Genomic DNA, 17,557 nt, shown 5'->3' on the forward strand with positions numbered 1-17,557 from the left:
GCCCTTTAATTAATAAGACTAAATTGCTTATATGGTACGGTCGTGTTTAACAAGAGTAAGGGTTTTTTCAATTGCAGGCGCTTTGATTTGCTGTTTTGCGGTTTCGTTAGCTTCACCGCTGTGCAGGTGCGGTGCTATTACCAATGATACAATTGACATCAATTTGATGAGGATGTTCATTGACGGGCCTGAGGTATCTTTAAACGGATCGCCCACGGTATCACCCGTTACCGAAGCTTTGTGAGGCTCAGACTTTTTATAGTATATCTCACCGTTTATTTCAACCCCTTTTTCAAACGATTTCTTAGCGTTATCCCAGGCACCGCCCGCGTTGCTTTGAAATATACCCATAAGCACGCCAGATACGGTTACGCCTGCAAGAAGGCCGCCCAATACTTCAGGACCGAAGGCAAAGCCTATTACGATTGGAGTAATAAGCGCGATTAAACCCGGTGCAACCATCTCGCGGATAGAGGCTTTGGTAGATATGGCCACGCATTTTTCGTATTCAGGCTTTGCTTTGTACTCCATAATGCCCGGGATTTCACGGAACTGGCGGCGAACTTCTTCAACCATTGACATAGCCGCACGGCCCACAGCTGATATGGCAAGTGCAGAAAAGATAAAAGGTATCATGCCGCCTACAAATAAACCTGCTAATACGTCGGCTTTATAAATGTCGATATGATCGATACCGGCAACGCCTACAAACGCCGCGAACAGCGCCAATGAGGTTAACGCAGCCGAAGCAATGGCGAAACCCTTACCAGTTGCCGCTGTGGTGTTACCCACTGCGTCGAGATTATCAGTACGGCCGCGTACTTCTTCAGGAAGGCGGCTCATTTCGGCAATGCCACCGGCGTTATCGGCAATCGGCCCGAACGCATCAATAGCCAGCTGCATGGCTGTGGTAGCCATCATCCCCGCTGCCGCGATGGCAACACCGTAAAGACCGGCGAAATGGTACGAGCCATATATGCCTGCTGCCAGTACCAGGATAGGTAATACAGTTGATTCCATGCCCACAGCCAAGCCGCCGATAATATTAGTAGCATGCCCTGTTGACGACTGGCGTGTAATGCTCTTTACCGGGCGTTTACCCATAGCGGTGTAATACTCGGTAATGATTGACATCAGGGTACCAACAATTAAACCTACTATAATCGACAGGAATACACCTGTTTTATCAAACACTTTAGCTCCGGTTTTTACAACACCATCTAACTCGTCACGGGTAAGATGCAATTCGCCGGACGGCAGCATCCAATTTACTACAAAAAAAGTTGCGATTGCTGTAAGCACGATAGATGCCCAGTTGCCAATGTTTAGGGCTGTTTGAACATTATCAGTTTCATTTTTGATTTTTACGAAGGCAGCGCCTACAATTGAGAATAGCAAACCTAAACCTGCAATTACCATGGGTAGTAACACAGGGGCGATACCGCCGAATGCATCTTCCGAATGTATTTCGCGGCCCAATACCATGGTAGCCAGCATAGTTGCCACGTATGAGCCAAATAAGTCGGCACCCATACCGGCAACGTCACCTACATTATCACCCACGTTATCAGCAATGGTGGCCGGGTTACGCACATCATCCTCAGGGATACCGGCTTCAACCTTGCCCACAAGGTCGGCGCCTACGTCGGCAGCTTTGGTGTATATACCGCCGCCTACACGTGCAAATAACGCGATAGATTCGGCACCTAATGAAAAGCCTGCTAACACTTCAAGAGCCTTCTCCATTTCGAAGCCGTTAACGTTGCCGCCTTTACTTACTACAAACATCTGGTAAAAAACTATAAACAGCGAGCCAAGGCCCAATACCGCCAAACCGGCAACGCCAAGGCCCATCACGGTGCCACCGGTAAACGATACTTTTAATGCTTTTGCAAGACTGGTACGTGCCGCCTCTGTAGTACGTACGTTAGCTTTAGTAGCAATGCGCATGCCTATGTACCCGGCAAATGCCGACAGCAGCGCGCCTATAACAAAGGAAATGGCAATAATAGGGCTCGATGTTTCAACCGTGGTACCCGACCATGCCAGAAGCAGTACCGCCACTACCACAAAATAGCTCAGCACTTTCCATTCGGCACGTAAAAAAGCCATGGCGCCTTTAGCGATATATCCGGCAAGCTCGGCCATGTTTGCCTCGCCGCTGGGTTGTTTACCAACCCATGCTGCTTTTGAAGCCATCACCAGGATACCAATTATACCCATAGCAGGAATAAGGTAGATGAGGTAATTGTTAAGAAATTCCATACAAGAAAATTAGATTTATAAGATACAGTTAGTTATTGGTTCCCTTAAGGGGGATGCAAAATAGTAAATTAATTTATTTGCAAGCAGATAGTTAGAGAAAGTTTTTGAGTTGTTTACGATTGTGAAAGAAGGGCAGCTATTTCTCATGATGGATGGGATGTGCTACGTTTGAGTGTTAGTGGATGTTCTTTTTTGCTTTTGCCGGAAAAGAAAATTGCACGCAGGAATAACTTATTCTGAGAATTCTAAAATTCGGGTTCAGACAAAGCGTAAAGGATTGAAGCGGATACAGGCCTTGTGCCTAAGGATGCAGGCGTATGAGCGGAAAGCCTGGCCCGCAGGGAACGCCCGAATAATAAATTGAATTGTGAATGCCTGCACCTTTTCCCCAATTCACAATTATTCCATATCTTAACCCCTTAAATACTGACTAATCCCCTCACAATTATGAACGAATCTCCGGCTCCGGCCAAAATGAAACATGAACTTGGCCTGTTAGACGGCACCATGCTGGTTGCCGGCTCTATGATTGGCTCGGGTATATTTATTGTTAGTGCCGATATAATACGTCGTGTAGGCTCGTCGGGCTGGCTGATCAGTACATGGGTAATCACAGGCTTTATGACGCTTACTGTAGCGCTAAGCTATGGCGAATTAAGCGCCATGTTCCCTAAAGCTGGCGGACAATACATTTATCTTAAAGAGGCCTACAATAAGTTTGTTGCATTTTTATACGGCTGGAGTTTTTTCGCCGTTATACAAACCGGTACCATTGCCGCGGTAGGGGTTGCCTTTTCTAAATTTATGGCTTACCTGTATCAGCCTGTAAGCGAAACAAATATTTTGTTCAGCATTAATTACTGGGGAGACAAGGTATTGAACATCAGCGCCGCGCAATTAGTATCTATAGCCCTGATTTTCCTGCTTACTTTTATCAATACCAAAGGGGTTAAAAGCGGCAAGCTGATACAAACAACATTTACATTAACCAAACTCCTTAGTCTTTTCGGGTTAATTGTTTTCGGTTTTTGGGCTTTTAAAAGCGAGGTGTGGAACGCTAACTGGAGCAACGCCTGGAATATTCATTCGCTTAATGCCGATGGCAGCTTTGGCAGCAATTTAACCATTGATATGGCACTTGGGGCTATCGCAATAGCCATGGTAGGCACAATTTTCAGCAGCGATGCCTGGAACAACGTAACCTTTATAGCCGGAGAAATGAAGAATCCTAAAAAGGATGTGGCGCTGAGCCTGTTCTTTGGGACGCTTATTGTAACGGTTATTTATGTATCAGCCAACGTAATGTACACCGCTGTACTGCCACTGCATGATATTGCGACCGCCGAGCGTGACCGTGTAGCTGTAGCGGCTTCGCAAGTAATATTTGGTGGTATAGGCACCATGATTATTGCATTGATGATTATGATATCAACTTTTGGCTGTAATAACGGGTTAATATTAGCGGGTGCGCGAGTGTATTATAGCATGGCTAAAGATGGGCTGTTTTTCAAACGTACAGGCACATTAAATAAGGCAGGCGTTCCTGAGTTTGGTCTTTGGATACAGGCAATAGTAGCATCGATACTTTGCCTTAGCGGCGAATATGGCAACCTGCTGGATATGATATCGTTTGTGGCTGTAATGTTTTATGTGCTTACCATCATCGGTATATTCATACTACGCAAAAAGCGTCCTGAGATTGAAAGGCCTTACAAAGCTTTCGCTTACCCGGTATTGCCTGCCATATACGTTATAATGGGATTGGCATTTTGTTTATTACTGATCATTTACAAGCCTGAATATACTTGGCCGGGGTTGATCGTCGTTTTAATTGGCATACCACTTTATTTTATCTCGCAACGCAACGTGAAGAATGAGGAAGAGACGCCTGCTACTATTTAGTTTTTTAATGATATGTGGGCATACTTACGCCCAAACCCTGCAGCAACAGCTGCAGGCGGCCTTTAACAAATTACAGCAGGACAGCCAGTGCCGCTACGCTTCGGTGTCGCTAACTGTGCTTGATGCTAAGACCGGCGAACAGGTATTTGCGGGTAACCCGAATATGGGGCTGGCAACAGCCTCGACCCTAAAAGTTGTAACTTCGGTAACCGCGTTTAATTTGTTAGGGAAAGATTATCAGTATCAAACCAGGTTCGGCTACAACGGTACTGTTACTAACGGAGTTTTAACAGGCGATATCATCATCCGTGGCGGCGGCGACCCAACGCTGGGCAGCTGGCGATGGGCATCAACTAAAACGGAAATTATATTAAACCAATTGGTTACTGCCCTGCAAAAAGCAGGTATTAAAAAAATAACCGGCAGTATTATTGGTGATGATACGGCTTACGGCACCCAGGCTATTCCCGACGGCTGGATATGGCAGGACGTAGGCAACTACTACGGAGGCGGTATAAACGCCCTTAGCTGGCATGAAAATCAATTCGATATCAAGCTAAAGACAGGTCCTGCCGGTACGCCAGTTGAAGTATTACGTACAGTACCCGCTATGCCATACCTGTTGTTTAAAAGCGAAGTGACGAATGCCCCTGCCGGTACCGGCGACCAGGCGTATATCTACCTGCCTTCAGGCGGAAAGCTGGTTTACCTGCGCGGCACTTATGCTGTAGATCAGACAAAGAAAACGGTTTCAGCCGCATTGCCTGATCCTGCTTATGATATTGCCATTCGCTTAACAGATACACTGAACGAACTGGGCATAGCTGTAAGCGGACAACCGCAGTCGACTACCACACTGGCCATAGGACAGCAGCAAACGCCCGCAATAAAAATCGAGCTCACCACAATACTTTCACCTGAATTAAACAAAATCATATACTGGCTCAATCAAAAGAGCGTTAACCTGTATGCCGAGCAACTGCTGAAATCATTGGCCATGAAAGCCGGTAAAGAACCTACCACACCAAACGGGGTTCAGGTTCTGCAAGATTTTTGGGCAACGAAAGGGATTGATGCAAAGTCGTTGAATATTTACGATGGCAGCGGTCTGTCACCGGGCAACCGTGTAACTACCATGACGATGGCGCGTGTGCTGCAATCGGCTGTTAAGGAAAGCTGGTATAACGATTTTTATGAAAGCCTACCCATTTATAACGATATGAAGATGAAGAGCGGAAGCATTGCCGATGTGCTGGCTTACGCCGGATATCAAACCTATAATGGTCATAAGTTATGCTTTTCCATTATTGTGAACAATTACAACGGCACAACAAAAGGCATTAAGGAAAAAATGTTTAGGGTATTGGATGTGATGAAGTGATTTTGATTTCGGATTTATTGTATTTACTCGGTAAAGTCTTGTGAGTTGAACTTATTGATAAAATATAAGTCTGCAACTGTAAAGTACCATGCAAAAAATAGCTTTAAGTATATCATTGTTCTTGTTGGTGAGTGTTTCATATGCGCAAACGACCGACACCTCGACTGTGTACAACAATTATCTCGACCTTAACATGGCTATGCTTGAGGGCGACATGGATAAGGCTATCAGTTTAAGCAATACCATTATGCCCGATACCGCCGCGCTGCCTGTCAAAGCCCGCGTTAGCTATTATAACATAATGGGTAAGCTGTATGAGGAAAGCAATGCTAACGAGGCGATAAAATATTATTCAAGGGTTGCAGCTTCCGCGCCCGATTACTATGTGGTGCACCGCGCTTTAGGGTATTTGTATTTAAAAAAATCAGAAGACCTGACTAATATTGATTTCGCGACGGCAGCTAAAAAGGCCCTGTTCCATTTGGAAAAAGCACAGGCCTGCGACCCAAGCGACGAAACGCTGGAGGTGATTAAAACACTCTATAAAAAACTGAACGACCAAGCGGGCTTGAAAAGTTTAAACAAACGTCTTTCCGCCAAAGCTAAAAAGTGCATAGATATTTTGTCTTCTGAATGATAGTTTGGCGGTTTGCTGTTTAAGGCTAATATGTCCCTATTTCACGGCCTTTCGGATCGAGACCATATTGGTTTGCGTATGGTTCACCGTCAGAAAAAAGCATCCATAAGTTATACATAGGAATAAATTGATACAATGGCATTTTACCCATATCATAACAGCGCTTTGCTGACTGTGCCAGATAAAACCATGTTAAAGCTATAAACGCAGATATATCGAAATACTTCGATATGCTTTCGTTGGTAATAGATTGCGCTATAATTTGCAAAAGCGGAGAGACGAATAAGTAAATCAGTAGTGTATAAGCATATTCTGTACGCCGTATTCTGCCGTAGAAGGAAAAGGAATTTTTGAACATGTAATAAGTTTATTAAAGATAATAAATAACCTTATCAAAGTTATAGCTCCAGCTTTTTACCTTGTTTGGGAAATATAAGATTCACCCCCAAACTGTTTTCTGACTTCAATTCTTCTTTCAGTTTTTTGATATTCTCTTCAGGTGGCTTTACATGAGTTACAACTATGTTAAAGCCTTTCAGGTTTTCCATATCCGCATAGCCGCCCAATACCGTCAGTTCATCCATTAACAACTTAGGGGTTAAGTGCCCAAACAGGCTTTTTTCAGGCTGACTGTTTGGATATGATACCTCAATCATTATTCCCTTTAATTGCTTGGTTTTAATTAATGGAGCAATAGCCTGCCACAAGTTACGCAGGTTTTGGGTTTTTTCAATGGTATCGGCGCCAACGTCGCCAAGATACAACAAGTAGTTATCGCCGCTTTTAATTAAAAAGGCGGTTGAAGTAAGGTTAGAGTGACTCAATGGAAATGCCTTAACCGTCATTTCAGTATTATCAATCTTTACTTCTTTACCCGGTTCAAGCGATTTATAGCTGTATTTATTCAGTAAAGGCTTTTCGCCGTCGTTGGTGAAGTTTGCCCAGCTTGCCCAGGTAAAATAATGCGTTTTGATGGTTTCAAGAGTTGGCGCAAGTCCGTAAATGCTTTTGGTACTATCGTCAGGTGAGTTGATGATCAGGCCGGAGATATGATCAAGGTGGGCATGTGATATAAAATAACCTTTGATATATTGGCATAAAACCTGTTCTGATGATACCTTAAATATTCCTTTCTTAACCGCTTTCTCAATACCGTAATTCAATGTGCCTGCATCAAGACATATATAGTTGGTTGAGTTTGCCGACGCTACCATGTAAGCCGAAAGGTTGCTTTCGTCGATACCGCCTTTAATGCCAAGCGGTACAATGGTAAAGGCAGATTTTGGCGATTGGGCCGTTGCGCCTATATTTAATGCGATTAGGAGTGCTGGTAATAATTTTTTGTACAGTGATCTCACACTACTAAAGTACGCCTTGAATACTTAATAGTGGTCACTCGGTTTTCATTTTCTCCTTAGCCTTTTCGTCGTACTCGTAATCGCCGCCAAGGATATATCCCCAAGGCTTAAGGCTTGGTACCCGGTCGAAAATAATTTTAAAAATGGCGATAACCGGTATCGAAAGAAACATACCCGATAATCCCCATATCATTTCGCCCAGAATTATACCGATGAATGTCACCAGCGCATTCAGACGAACCTTTGCACCAACAATAATAGGTAGAAGGAAGTTAGAATCAACCGCGTGTATGCCGATTACACTTACGGCCACGGTTACCGTTTGAGAGATTGTTCCGGTGGCGAACGTGATAATTGTGCTAAGCAGCAGCGCGGTGAATATGCCTATGTAAGGAATGATGTTAAATAACCCGACAATTATACCAAGTAAAACCGCATACTTTATCCCGATGATCCAGAACACTGCACAAGCTATAGCTGCAACAATTACCATTTCCAAAATAAGGCCTATTATGTATTGGCGCAGTATCTTCTGAATGTTCTGCACGATGTCCATCACTACGTGTGAGTTGTCTTCATTAAATACATGGATAAAGAATCTGAACAATAGTCGCCTGTAAAATAAAATGAAGAAGGTGAAGATCAGTATAAACACATAAAACAGCAGCAATGATGATACTGCGCCGAAAGTAGTGCCCAGTACAACAGTGCCCGATGCCATTATTTTTTGAGTGGTATCGTGCACATAGCTCATCTGCTTATCGGCATTAATATGAAATGCCATCTGTATCCAGTTTTGTATGTCGGTTAAAGATTGGTTGATCTGCGTTTTCAGCATAGGCCAATCTTTGGTAAGGTTGGTTATCTGTGAACCAACCATATAGGCGATAAATCCTATAAAAGCGACGAATAACAAGATTGCCGCAAAAGAAGACGCGCTGCGCGGAAAACGGAGTTTCTTTTCTAAAAAGGCTGACACAGGAAGCAGCAGTACGGCAAACAAAAAGCCGAACAGCAGAGGATCAAGTATCTCTTTACCTAAGATTACCAGGTAGCTAAGCGATATAATGCCGATAAGCACCAGGGCGAGCCGTTCGTAAAAAGGTGGCAGCAGTTTGTTTGTGGTCATTGTGTTAAATGTTATATCCTAACAGGCTTGAAAGACATTAGTTTTTATGTCAATAAATATAGGAAGCGCGTATTAAAACATTGGCAGGTGTTTTGCACGTATTTGGTATTGACCAAACATCTACCATTATGGCAAAGTATTCGGAAAAAGCACAGGAAAAGGTTGGAGAAACCATGCACGAAATGAAAGAAGGCAAGCTGAAAAGCGGCAGCGGTAAAAAAGTTACCAGTAAAAAACAGGCTGTTGCCATTGGCTTATCTGAAGCGAGAAAAGAAGGCGCCAAGGTGCCCAAAAAGAAAAAAGAAACTTCTAAATCATAAAAAAGGAGGCGGTTACCGCCTCCTTTTTTTATTTGGATGTAAACGCATCCATTATTTGCATAAGCGTTACGGCTTCTTCAATAGGAGCGGGGTTAACAGCACGCTCACCACGGAAATACCTTACCACCTGCTCTATCATGGGCTGCTGTATATGCTCAGGATGTGTAACTTCAATAAGTTCATTATTCAGTTTGATATAGTTGCCAAAAAAAGCAAAGCTTATCTTCCCGGTCGAGCCGATGATTTCGCATAAGTCGGTTTGTTCATGCTCAAATACATTGAAGCTCCACGAGCCGCTTACAGGGATGTTATTACTAAATAATATCTGTCCGTTCACATTATCATCCGCTGCTGACATATCCGCCTGGTTAAGGCTGAAACCAGAATATTTTAACGGCTTGCCAAAGTAATACAGCATAATATCCAGTTGATGCGGAGCAAGATCATGGAAGTACCCGCCTCCAGATAATTCAGGGTTAATTCGCCAGTTGGTTTCACTGTTGGCCACCAACCCCGGCTTGCGCGATTGCCACAGCCGTATCTGTATAATACGGATATCACCAATAGCGCCTGTTTCTATAAGTTCCCTTATTTTCAGGAACAGTGGTAACTGCCGGCGGTAATGGCAAACGGTTAGTTTGGCGTTGCTTTGGGCAATGGCATCAGCTATTTGCTTTGCTTCAGCAGCGTTTAGGGTAACCGGCTTTTCCACATACACATGCAAGCCTTTTTTAAGTGCTGACAGTGCGTAGGGCAGGTGCTGTGCAGGCGGGGTAGCAATGTAAACAGCGTTAATCTCCGGGTCGTTCATCAGTTCGTCGGCATCGCTGTACCATTTGCTTACACCGTGGCGTTGGGCGTAATCGGCGGCTTTGCCAGCATCGCGGCGCATAACGGCCACAAGGCGGCTATTGGGCACCTTGTTAAATGCCGGTCCGCTTTTTTTCTCGGTCACGTTACCGCAGCCTATAATACCCCAATTGATGGTTTCCATGAGTATTTCACAAAGATGTCATTTCGACCGTAGGGAGAAATCTTCGGCAAGCGATATTAATATGTCCCGGAAGATTTCTCCTCGTTCCTCGTCGAAATGATAGTTGGTTTGATAGTATTATTTCAATATGCCTTCAATCTTATCCAACTCCTCTGCTGAAAAAGTCAGGTTATCCAGCGCTTTTAGCGAATCAGCAAGTTGTGCCGGGCGGCTTGCGCCAATAAGCACCGAGGTTACACGCTCGTCTTTCAGCAGCCAGGCAATGGCCATTTGCGCAAGTGATTGTCCGCGCTGAATGGCTATTTCATTAAGCTTACGCACCTTTGCAACTTTCTCTTCGGTTACTTCCCCTTCCTGCAGGTGGCCACTGCTTTTTGCCGCGCGCGAATCTTCAGGAATTCCATTTAAATATTTATTGGTTAATAAGCCCTGTGCCAATGGCGAGAATGGAATACAACCAACGCCTTCATCGCCAAGCACATCCAATAACCCGCCTTCAACCCAACGCTCAAACATGCTGTATTTAGGCTGATGGATAAGGCATGGCGTGCCAAGTTCTTTTAATATACCGATGGCTTTTTTAGCCAACTCAGCCGGGTAGTTTGAAATGCCCGCATACAAGGCTTTGCCTTGACGAACAATCAGGTCGAGCGCCTGCATGGTTTCTTCAAGCGGTGTTTCAGGGTCAGGGCGGTGGTGGTAGAAAATATCTACATAGTCTAACCCCATGCGCTTCAAGCTTTGGTCGAGACTGGCCACCAGGTATTTCTTAGAGCCCCAGTCACCATAAGGACCGTCCCACATGGTGTAGCCTGCTTTTGATGAAATGATCATTTCATCGCGGTAGCCGGCAAAGTCTTCCTTTAATATCTTACCAAAGTTTTCTTCTGCCGATCCCGGCGGCGGTCCATAATTGTTGGCAAGGTCAAAGTGAGTAATGCCGCTGTCGAACGCCAAATGCAATATTTTTTGATAGGTATCGTAAACGTCTACATGCCCGAAATTATGCCAAAGCCCTAATGAAATGGCTGGTAGTTTGATGCCGCTTTTTCCGCAGCGGCGGTATGTCATATTGTTGTACCTGTTTGGTGATGGTTGGTATGTCATTGTCTATACTTGAAGTAGTTGTGTGGCGGTAAAAATAGCAGTTTGAATGATATTTCTGTATTAAACTATTTCGGCTACAACAAAAGTGCTTCCACCTGCAAAAACCAGGTCGTTGGATGTGGCCGCAGACTGTGCCGCTTGCAAAGCTTTTTTTACAGATGGGTATGTTTTACCCTTTAATCCGAAGCTTTCCGCTTGTTCTTTTAAACTTTCAGCTTCCAATCCCCGAGGAATATCAGGCTTGCAGAAATAGTAAACGGCATCCGTTGGTAGCACAGAAAGCACCTTGGTGATGTCTTTATCATTTACCATACCGATAACAAAATGTAGTTGACTATACTCTACTGATGCAATATTTTTCAGCACTTCCTGAATACCGTCTGGGTTGTGCCCGGTGTCGCAAATGGTAAGCGGCGATTGGCTAAGCACTTCCCATCGGCCGTGCAAGCCTGTTAGTGCTTTTACCTGTCGCAGAGCGGTTTGAATATGTTCGTCTGTGATAGTAAAACCCTGCCTGCGCAGTTCGTCAACAGCGCATAAAACACCTTTTATATTTTTAAGCTGATAAGTGCCGGTAAGATCGGCCTGTATTGGGAGCAAGGTAGAGGGTGCAAGGCGGGTGGCGGTGAGATTTTTAGTCCATAGTCCATGGCCTATAGACGATGGTGAAGAGTTTTCTATGGTCAATGGACTATCGTCTATCGACTCTTCCACACGCCATTCATCTTCCGCAAAAGTTATTGGCGCGTTTACTTGCTCTGCTTTTTGTATAAATACATCCGCTACTTCGTGTTGCTTTTCGCTGATTATAACCGGGATCGATGGTTTGATGATACCGGCCTTTTCGACGGCAATTTTAGGTAGCGTATCACCAAGCATGTTCATGTGGTCCCAGCCAATGTTAGTGATTACTGACAGCAGGGGAGTGATCACATTGGTGGAGTCGAGCCTGCCGCCTAATCCAACCTCAATTATAGCAATATCAACTTCTTCAACAGCAAAGTCATCAAAAGCCAATGCTACTGTCATTTCAAAAAATGAAGGCTCTATGCTTTCAAACGCTTCTTTATGCTTCGCGACGAAATCAATAACCGTTTCTTCGGATATCATTTGTCCGTTTATGCGTATGCGTTCGCGGAAATCTTTTAAGTGGGGAGAAGTGTATAACCCGGTTTTATAACCCGCCGTTTGCAAAATAGACGCAAGCATATGGGATGTCGAACCCTTTCCGTTAGTACCAGCTATGTGTACACTTTTAAACTTATACTGCGGATTATCCAGTACATCGCAAAGCGCAAGCGTATTATCAAGGTTGTTTTTTATTGCCGAGGCCCCAACACGGGTAAACATAGGCAACTGGCTGTATAAGTAATCGAGAGTGGTTTTGTAGTCCATGATCGATGGTCCATAGTCGATAGTAAAGACATCCATGGACTATGGACCATGGACTATGGTCAAATCTACTTGGCCTTAAACACAAAAGTTTGAGTATAGGTTTGCACGTCTGACGCACCTGCCGACGGGCTTACCTTTGCGTTCATTACGGCTTGTTCGCATTTTTCAAGCAGGTCGTAATCAACAATTGTGGTACCCCGCGCGCCTGCCTTGGCATATATAACGTTACCGCTTTTATCAATCCTGAACTCCACTACTACCTTGCCATTGTAGCGATTGCCTACATCAGGCTTTGAAGGCGGCCTAACAAAGTTACGGGCAGTTAAAGCGTTGCCGCCGTTGCCCGAGCCGGTTCCGTCGTAATTATTAGTAAGCGTTGTGCCTGTTGTTTTACCCTGGTTGCCGGGAGTATTACCTGTTCCGTCGCCGTTGCCTGTGCCGTTGTTGGTTGCCCCTTTATACAAAGCGTTCTGATTAACTACAGGCTTGCTCTCGGTTTTATTAGGACTTGTAGATACAGTAGGGCTCGGATTTTTTGTGTTAGCTGTTACCTCAGGCGCGTCCTCGTTATTTTGGGTAACAACATTCTTGTCGCTGTTATCGGCCTGTACTTTTTCTTCGGTGGGTGGAGTTGGCGTAACTTTATCAGGTGCCGATTTATTGGCATTTTCAGCAACAGATGGTTCTTCAGTGCTCATATAATCGTCGCCCATGCCTTCGTCAACAGTGCCGTAGTTTACTAAAATCCCTCCGGTGCCGTCCTCTTCCTTAGGCGCGTTATGAAAAACAATAAAATAGCTCAAGGCCAGAAACACGCCAAGTATCAAACCTGTCGCTGCAAAAGCCTTTGGGTAATTATTGTCCTGTTCGCGGTAATTCATTTTATTTCGGATATCGGATGTTCAATTTCGGATTTATAGGATGTTACATCCTGACCTTTTAACTAATCTCCAATCACTATTCTCTGCCCAACAATCTACTTGCTCTTCGGTTCTGTTGCCAAAACCAGTTTTATGTTAAGTTTTTGCGCTATGTCCATCACCTGTACCACATCTTGTATGGCTACAGTGCGGTCAACATATAATACAATGGTCAATTCTGTTGCCAAAGGTTTATAGCTCGCTAAGGTAGGCTCAAGCTGATCAACGCTTACTTCCTTCTTATCAACATAATAACGCAGTTCTTTTGTTACCGATACGGTGATTGTTTTTTTTGATACCGACTGCCCTGTTGACGATTTCGGCAGCATCAGCTTGATCACGTTAGGGTTGGTAACCGTTGAAGCGATAAGGAAGAACAGCAGCAGGAAGAACATAATATCGTTCAGCGCCGAAGTATGTACCTCGGCCGTCGCGCGTCCGTGCCTTTTTCTTAAATTCATTTGCTTGGCTCCTCTAACAGGTCAATAAATTCAATAGCGTCGGTTTCCAATTTCAGTATCACTTTGTCAACCATCATATTTAAAATATGGTGACAAACATAAGCAACTATACCTACAAATAAACCCGCTGCCGAAGTAACCATCTTCACATATAAACCACCCGAGATAACACCCATACTGATGTTATCCGTTTTAGAGATGTCGTAAAAGATCTGGATTACACCGGCAATAGTACCAAGGAAACCAAACATGGGCGCAATACCGGCTACTATACCGATGATGCCGATGTTCTTTTCCAGTTTTGATACTTCAAGCTTGCCAACATTCTCAATAGCGCCTTCAATATCTTTTATAGGACGGCCAATACGCAGCAGGCCTTTTTGCAACATACGGCCAAGCGGCGAGTTGCTGTTGCGGCAAATAGCTATAGCCGATTGCAGGTTACCCGACATGATGCTGGCGCGAACCTGCGTCATCAGGTTCGATTCATCTTTAGCAGCCTTGCGGATGGTGAAAAAACGTTCGAAAAATATTACTAAGCCTAAAATAGCCAGTAAGCCGATAGGTATCATCACCCATCCGCCTTTTAAAAGCAGATCGCCAAAGCGCAATTCTTCTTGTGCCTGTACCACGGGTACGGCTGCCCTGTTCACGCTATCTGTTAGTTGTGCAGTAGTGTCTGTAATCTGTGCTAATAAACTCATTTCTTAACTGGTGGATAATCTTTTATAATGGTTTCTTTTGGTTTGATTTTTTTTGCTGCAAGCAGTTCTTTTTGTAAAGTCCGTGCTTCGTTATAAGTGTAAAAAGTGCCCAGGGTGATGATGTATTTTTTACCCCGGCCAGGAACTACTTCTGCATTAAGCCCCTTTTTTGTAAAGAGAGATAAATATTGTGTAGCCTTTGCTTCAGAATTATAAAAGCCGGCCTGTAATTCCCAGCGTGTGCGGTTATCTTCAACCGGCAGTGTTTCAGTAACGGTTTTTGTTTCCGGTACCGATGCAGTTGGCGCAGGCGTTGTTTCAGAAGCAGCCGCTGTATCAGGAGCAATCTTTCCAGTTTGACCTTCAATCACGGTTGTACTGTTATCTTCGTTAACAACAACGTCATTCACCGGCCTTTGCGACTGTATGGCTGAATCATTATGCCGTAAAGTATCAGGGTTTACTGCTACCAAAGGTTTATTTTTTTCCGCAAAGCCAAAAAACGAAGGCTTGTATAAATATAAACCAATAGCTGCACCACCCAATACAATAAACACGATGGCTATAATAATCCAGACATTAAACCCGCGTTTTTCTTCATATTCTTCATTCTGAAAGTAGTCTTGTCCTTGCTGCGGAAAGGTGAATTCTACTGACCCAGGTTCAGGCTCCGGTTGCGCTATAGGCGGTGTTGGTGTCGGCGAAAATGAAAACGATAAGTCGGGTATTTTCTGAGCGGTAACCGGTTGCGCGCCGGTTCTGTGCAGTTCAAAAGCCGGCAAGCCAAAAAAAGCGGGATCATTCTCCGCTACTGTATCTGGCTTAAAAGTGATTTTGATGCCATCATAACGTAACCAACCCAATCCGCTTATCTGAGCATCATTTGTGGCAACTTCCTGCAGCAAGCCATCAACATACTTGTCAATAAAAAAGCTGGCTGATGTTACCGATATGCCTTTCCGCTCCGCAATAAACTGCGCAAAGCGGATATCATGATCGTAATCTTGCTCGTACTTTATTGTATTGTGCGGCGGGTAAAACTTTCCCTCGTCCTCGTTGTACCAGGCGCTGGCCCTCGCGTTGAAGAAATGCCCGAGGCCGGGCACAGTAACTTTGCCTTCAAGCGCGAGTAGTTCAACCAAATACAGGGAAAGATTCATTCCGGGTAAAAGTACGGTTAATTGTAAAATTAAAAAATTCTAAAAAGCATAACCAACACCGCCAAATATATTAAACCCGTTATTGTTGTAATACAACCAGGTTGGGTTGGTGTTGTTAAGCAGGTTGTTCGCCTGTACAAATATGCTGATCTGCTTAGTGGCTTTATATTCAACGCCGCCATTGAGGTCAACGTATGAGTCTATTGGCGTACCAACTATCTCTTCGCCGTTTATGCGCCTGTCCTGAGTGCTGCCGCGGATGAGTAACGAGCCGTTCACATTAACTTTATCAGTTATGCGGATAACTGTACCTGCCGTAAGCTTAAATTTTGGCAGGTTCCATGGCTGTGTTTCTGTGTTTAATTGATAATCTTTAAACTCAACCCTTCCAAACAGGTTGAAATCGTCAGTCGCTTTAAAATCAAGCTCGCCATTGAACCCGCTTACGCGTGAGCGACCGCTGTCATAAATAACCGCGAATTTATTATTGATGCCGGTTTCGTCGAATGCGTTAACAAACATTGGCAGGTCCTTTACGCTGTTGCGAAAGAATGTCGCCTTAAACCCTAAACCGGGTGCCAACGTTCCTTTTAATCCTAAGCTGATATTCAGCTGGTCAACTGAGTTACGGAGAGCAATATTTTCGCCGATGAACGGATTTATCTCGGCAAAGTTTTTAAGTGATGATTTATTAACATCGCCGGTCGCTTCTGCAAATAAGCGTACATATTTAGGTATCACCTGAAACTCCAGTTTGGCAGCAGGGAAAATAAAGAACCTGTCGCTGAAGCCAAATTCTTTTACAATGTTAACACCCGCGTCAACTTTATACTGATCACCCTGAAGTTTTATGTATGGGTTAACGCGCGCAATACTGTTGTTGTATGAATATGCCACATCTTTCTGGGTACTTAAATCAAGCGAAGCTGCAAGGCCTGCATAAAACTGTTTAACCGTTTTGTTCAGGAAACCTGAAAGAATAAGATTGTTTTCTTTTGCGCTGAACGCGTTGCTGAAAATGTAACCTTGTAGTTTAGCCGCGTAAGTAAAGTCTTTCTCGGCGCCGGTGTATTTTTTTGCCATTTCACCCTCGGCGCTTATGGTATTAAATGTTTGTCTCTGCGGATCAAATTCAGGTAAAGCTTCGTTAAGATCATTAAAACCATAGAAGTAAACACCGCGGCGTTTATAATTTATGCGGCCGTTAAGTGCGTTATCGCCTATTAAAGTTTTGCCAAAAACGCCGATCTCATTCCTGCTTTCGTTTTGTTTTTCAAACTGGGTTCCGCTTTGAGCGAAGTGTTTAACATAACCGCCAACCTGTAAAGCTTCATCTTTGCCATTACCAAAGTAGCCTTCAGCAAAAGTAGTTTTCAAGCTGCCCAAACCGGCACGTACGTAGTTGTTGGTAGGTACCGAATCCCGCTCAGGCGGACGTTTCATGGCTTCCAGTTGCTGTATTTCATTATCTTTCTCAAGCCTTTTGTCAAGCGAGGTATAGCTTAACGGAGCCTTAAAAGGCGAGGTGTCTTCCAGGTCGGGGTTGCGGCGTATTTTCACCGCGTCGGCCAGCACCGGTTTGTATGACGTTGTTACTACAATCTCTTCAGAAAGACTGGCAGCGTTATCGGTCTTTTTTGTAGTATCCTGCTTTGTTTTTGAAGCCGCGTCGCCAAGTTTGTTGGCGGCGGCAGGCGTAACCGCCGCCGTTTTTTTTGCTGTTGTTTTTTTAGGTTTAACCTGCGCGTTAACAGGAGCAAAATAAAAAACTGCCAGCGCTGTAAGTATATATCCGTATCTTAAATTCATTGCGTGCTTGTATAA

General features: G+C 44.3%; 16 protein-coding genes. 4 read left to right on the forward strand and 12 right to left on the reverse strand.

Annotated features, from left to right (window positions below):
* Window positions 1-27: 27 nt before the first annotated feature.
* Complete coding sequence (locus tag EOD41_RS15355) at window positions 28-2,265, reverse strand: sodium-translocating pyrophosphatase (protein WP_127706502.1); 2,238 nt, start codon at window positions 2,263-2,265, stop codon at window positions 28-30.
* A 447-nt stretch (window positions 2,266-2,712) separates the two neighbouring features.
* On the opposite strand from EOD41_RS15355, the gene EOD41_RS15360 reads away from it, so the two are divergent.
* The 3 genes from EOD41_RS15360 to EOD41_RS15370 all read left to right on the forward strand — a co-directional run bounded on the left by EOD41_RS15360 (window position 2,713) and on the right by EOD41_RS15370 (window position 6,185).
* On the forward strand, window positions 2,713-4,167 hold the full coding sequence (locus EOD41_RS15360; protein ID WP_127706504.1) for an APC family permease: 1,455 nt from the start codon (window positions 2,713-2,715) through the stop codon (window positions 4,165-4,167).
* The gene (gene dacB / locus EOD41_RS15365) at window positions 4,139-5,548 is read left to right on the forward strand and encodes a D-alanyl-D-alanine carboxypeptidase/D-alanyl-D-alanine endopeptidase (RefSeq protein WP_127706506.1); all 1,410 of its coding nucleotides are present in this window, start codon (window positions 4,139-4,141) and stop codon (window positions 5,546-5,548) included. The genes EOD41_RS15360 and dacB overlap by 29 nt, the downstream gene beginning before the upstream one ends.
* Window positions 5,549-5,636: 88 nt before the next feature.
* Window positions 5,637-6,185 carry a tetratricopeptide repeat protein gene (locus tag EOD41_RS15370; RefSeq protein ID WP_127706508.1) on the forward strand — a complete coding sequence of 183 codons (549 nt, stop codon included), beginning with the start codon at window positions 5,637-5,639 and terminating at the stop codon, window positions 6,183-6,185.
* Window positions 6,186-6,210: 25 nt separating this feature from the next.
* Here the strand turns inward: EOD41_RS15370 and EOD41_RS15375 are convergent, their stop codons facing one another.
* Genes EOD41_RS15375 through EOD41_RS15385 form a run of 3 tightly spaced genes read right to left on the reverse strand, consistent with a single transcriptional unit; the run spans window position 6,211 to window position 8,672 of the window.
* On the reverse strand, window positions 6,211-6,543 hold the full coding sequence (locus EOD41_RS15375; RefSeq protein ID WP_127706510.1) for a DUF805 domain-containing protein: 333 nt from the start codon (window positions 6,541-6,543) through the stop codon (window positions 6,211-6,213).
* 40 nt (window positions 6,544-6,583) lie between these two features.
* The gene (locus tag EOD41_RS15380) at window positions 6,584-7,543 is read right to left on the reverse strand and encodes an MBL fold metallo-hydrolase (RefSeq protein ID WP_240663438.1); all 960 of its coding nucleotides are present in this window, start codon (window positions 7,541-7,543) and stop codon (window positions 6,584-6,586) included.
* Window positions 7,544-7,577: 34 nt separating this feature from the next.
* The gene (locus EOD41_RS15385; protein WP_127706512.1) at window positions 7,578-8,672 is read right to left on the reverse strand and encodes an AI-2E family transporter; all 1,095 of its coding nucleotides are present in this window, start codon (window positions 8,670-8,672) and stop codon (window positions 7,578-7,580) included.
* Window positions 8,673-8,800: 128 nt separating this feature from the next.
* On the opposite strand from EOD41_RS15385, the gene EOD41_RS15390 reads away from it, so the two are divergent.
* On the forward strand, window positions 8,801-8,992 hold the full coding sequence (locus EOD41_RS15390; protein ID WP_127706514.1) for a DUF6496 domain-containing protein: 192 nt from the start codon (window positions 8,801-8,803) through the stop codon (window positions 8,990-8,992).
* A gap of 28 nt (window positions 8,993-9,020) precedes the next feature.
* On the opposite strand, the gene EOD41_RS15395 is transcribed toward EOD41_RS15390, so the two are convergent.
* The 8 genes from EOD41_RS15395 to EOD41_RS15430 all read right to left on the reverse strand — a co-directional run bounded on the left by EOD41_RS15395 (window position 9,021) and on the right by EOD41_RS15430 (window position 17,542).
* Complete coding sequence (locus tag EOD41_RS15395; RefSeq protein ID WP_127706516.1) at window positions 9,021-9,986, reverse strand: Gfo/Idh/MocA family protein; 966 nt, start codon at window positions 9,984-9,986, stop codon at window positions 9,021-9,023.
* A 117-nt stretch (window positions 9,987-10,103) separates the two neighbouring features.
* Window positions 10,104-11,093: an L-glyceraldehyde 3-phosphate reductase gene (mgrA, locus tag EOD41_RS15400; RefSeq protein ID WP_127706518.1), complete on the reverse strand. Its 990-nt coding sequence runs from the start codon at window positions 11,091-11,093 to the stop codon at window positions 10,104-10,106.
* A 60-nt stretch (window positions 11,094-11,153) separates the two neighbouring features.
* Window positions 11,154-12,488, reverse strand: coding sequence for a bifunctional folylpolyglutamate synthase/dihydrofolate synthase (locus EOD41_RS15405; protein ID WP_127706520.1), 1,335 nt, complete (start codon window positions 12,486-12,488; stop codon window positions 11,154-11,156).
* 65 nt (window positions 12,489-12,553) lie between these two features.
* Window positions 12,554-13,369 carry an energy transducer TonB gene (locus tag EOD41_RS15410; RefSeq protein ID WP_127706522.1) on the reverse strand — a complete coding sequence of 272 codons (816 nt, stop codon included), beginning with the start codon at window positions 13,367-13,369 and terminating at the stop codon, window positions 12,554-12,556.
* Between the two features lie 95 nt (window positions 13,370-13,464).
* Window positions 13,465-13,869 (reverse strand): ExbD/TolR family protein, encoded by a 405-nt coding sequence (locus EOD41_RS15415; protein ID WP_127706524.1) that lies wholly within the window; start codon window positions 13,867-13,869, stop codon window positions 13,465-13,467.
* Window positions 13,866-14,573, reverse strand: coding sequence for a MotA/TolQ/ExbB proton channel family protein (locus EOD41_RS15420; RefSeq protein WP_127706526.1), 708 nt, complete (start codon window positions 14,571-14,573; stop codon window positions 13,866-13,868). Before EOD41_RS15420 ends, EOD41_RS15415 begins: the two co-directional genes overlap by 4 nt.
* Window positions 14,570-15,733, reverse strand: a complete 1,164-nt coding sequence (locus EOD41_RS15425; protein ID WP_127706528.1) for an SPOR domain-containing protein — start codon at window positions 15,731-15,733, stop codon at window positions 14,570-14,572. Before EOD41_RS15425 ends, EOD41_RS15420 begins: the two co-directional genes overlap by 4 nt.
* Before the next feature lie 39 nt (window positions 15,734-15,772).
* Window positions 15,773-17,542, reverse strand: coding sequence for a porin family protein (locus EOD41_RS15430; protein ID WP_127706530.1), 1,770 nt, complete (start codon window positions 17,540-17,542; stop codon window positions 15,773-15,775).
* Window positions 17,543-17,557 lie beyond the last annotated feature (15 nt).

Origin of the sequence: Mucilaginibacter limnophilus (genome assembly GCF_004005815.1) — a bacterium.
GTDB classification, from domain to species: Bacteria; Bacteroidota; Bacteroidia; order Sphingobacteriales; family Sphingobacteriaceae; genus Mucilaginibacter; species Mucilaginibacter limnophilus.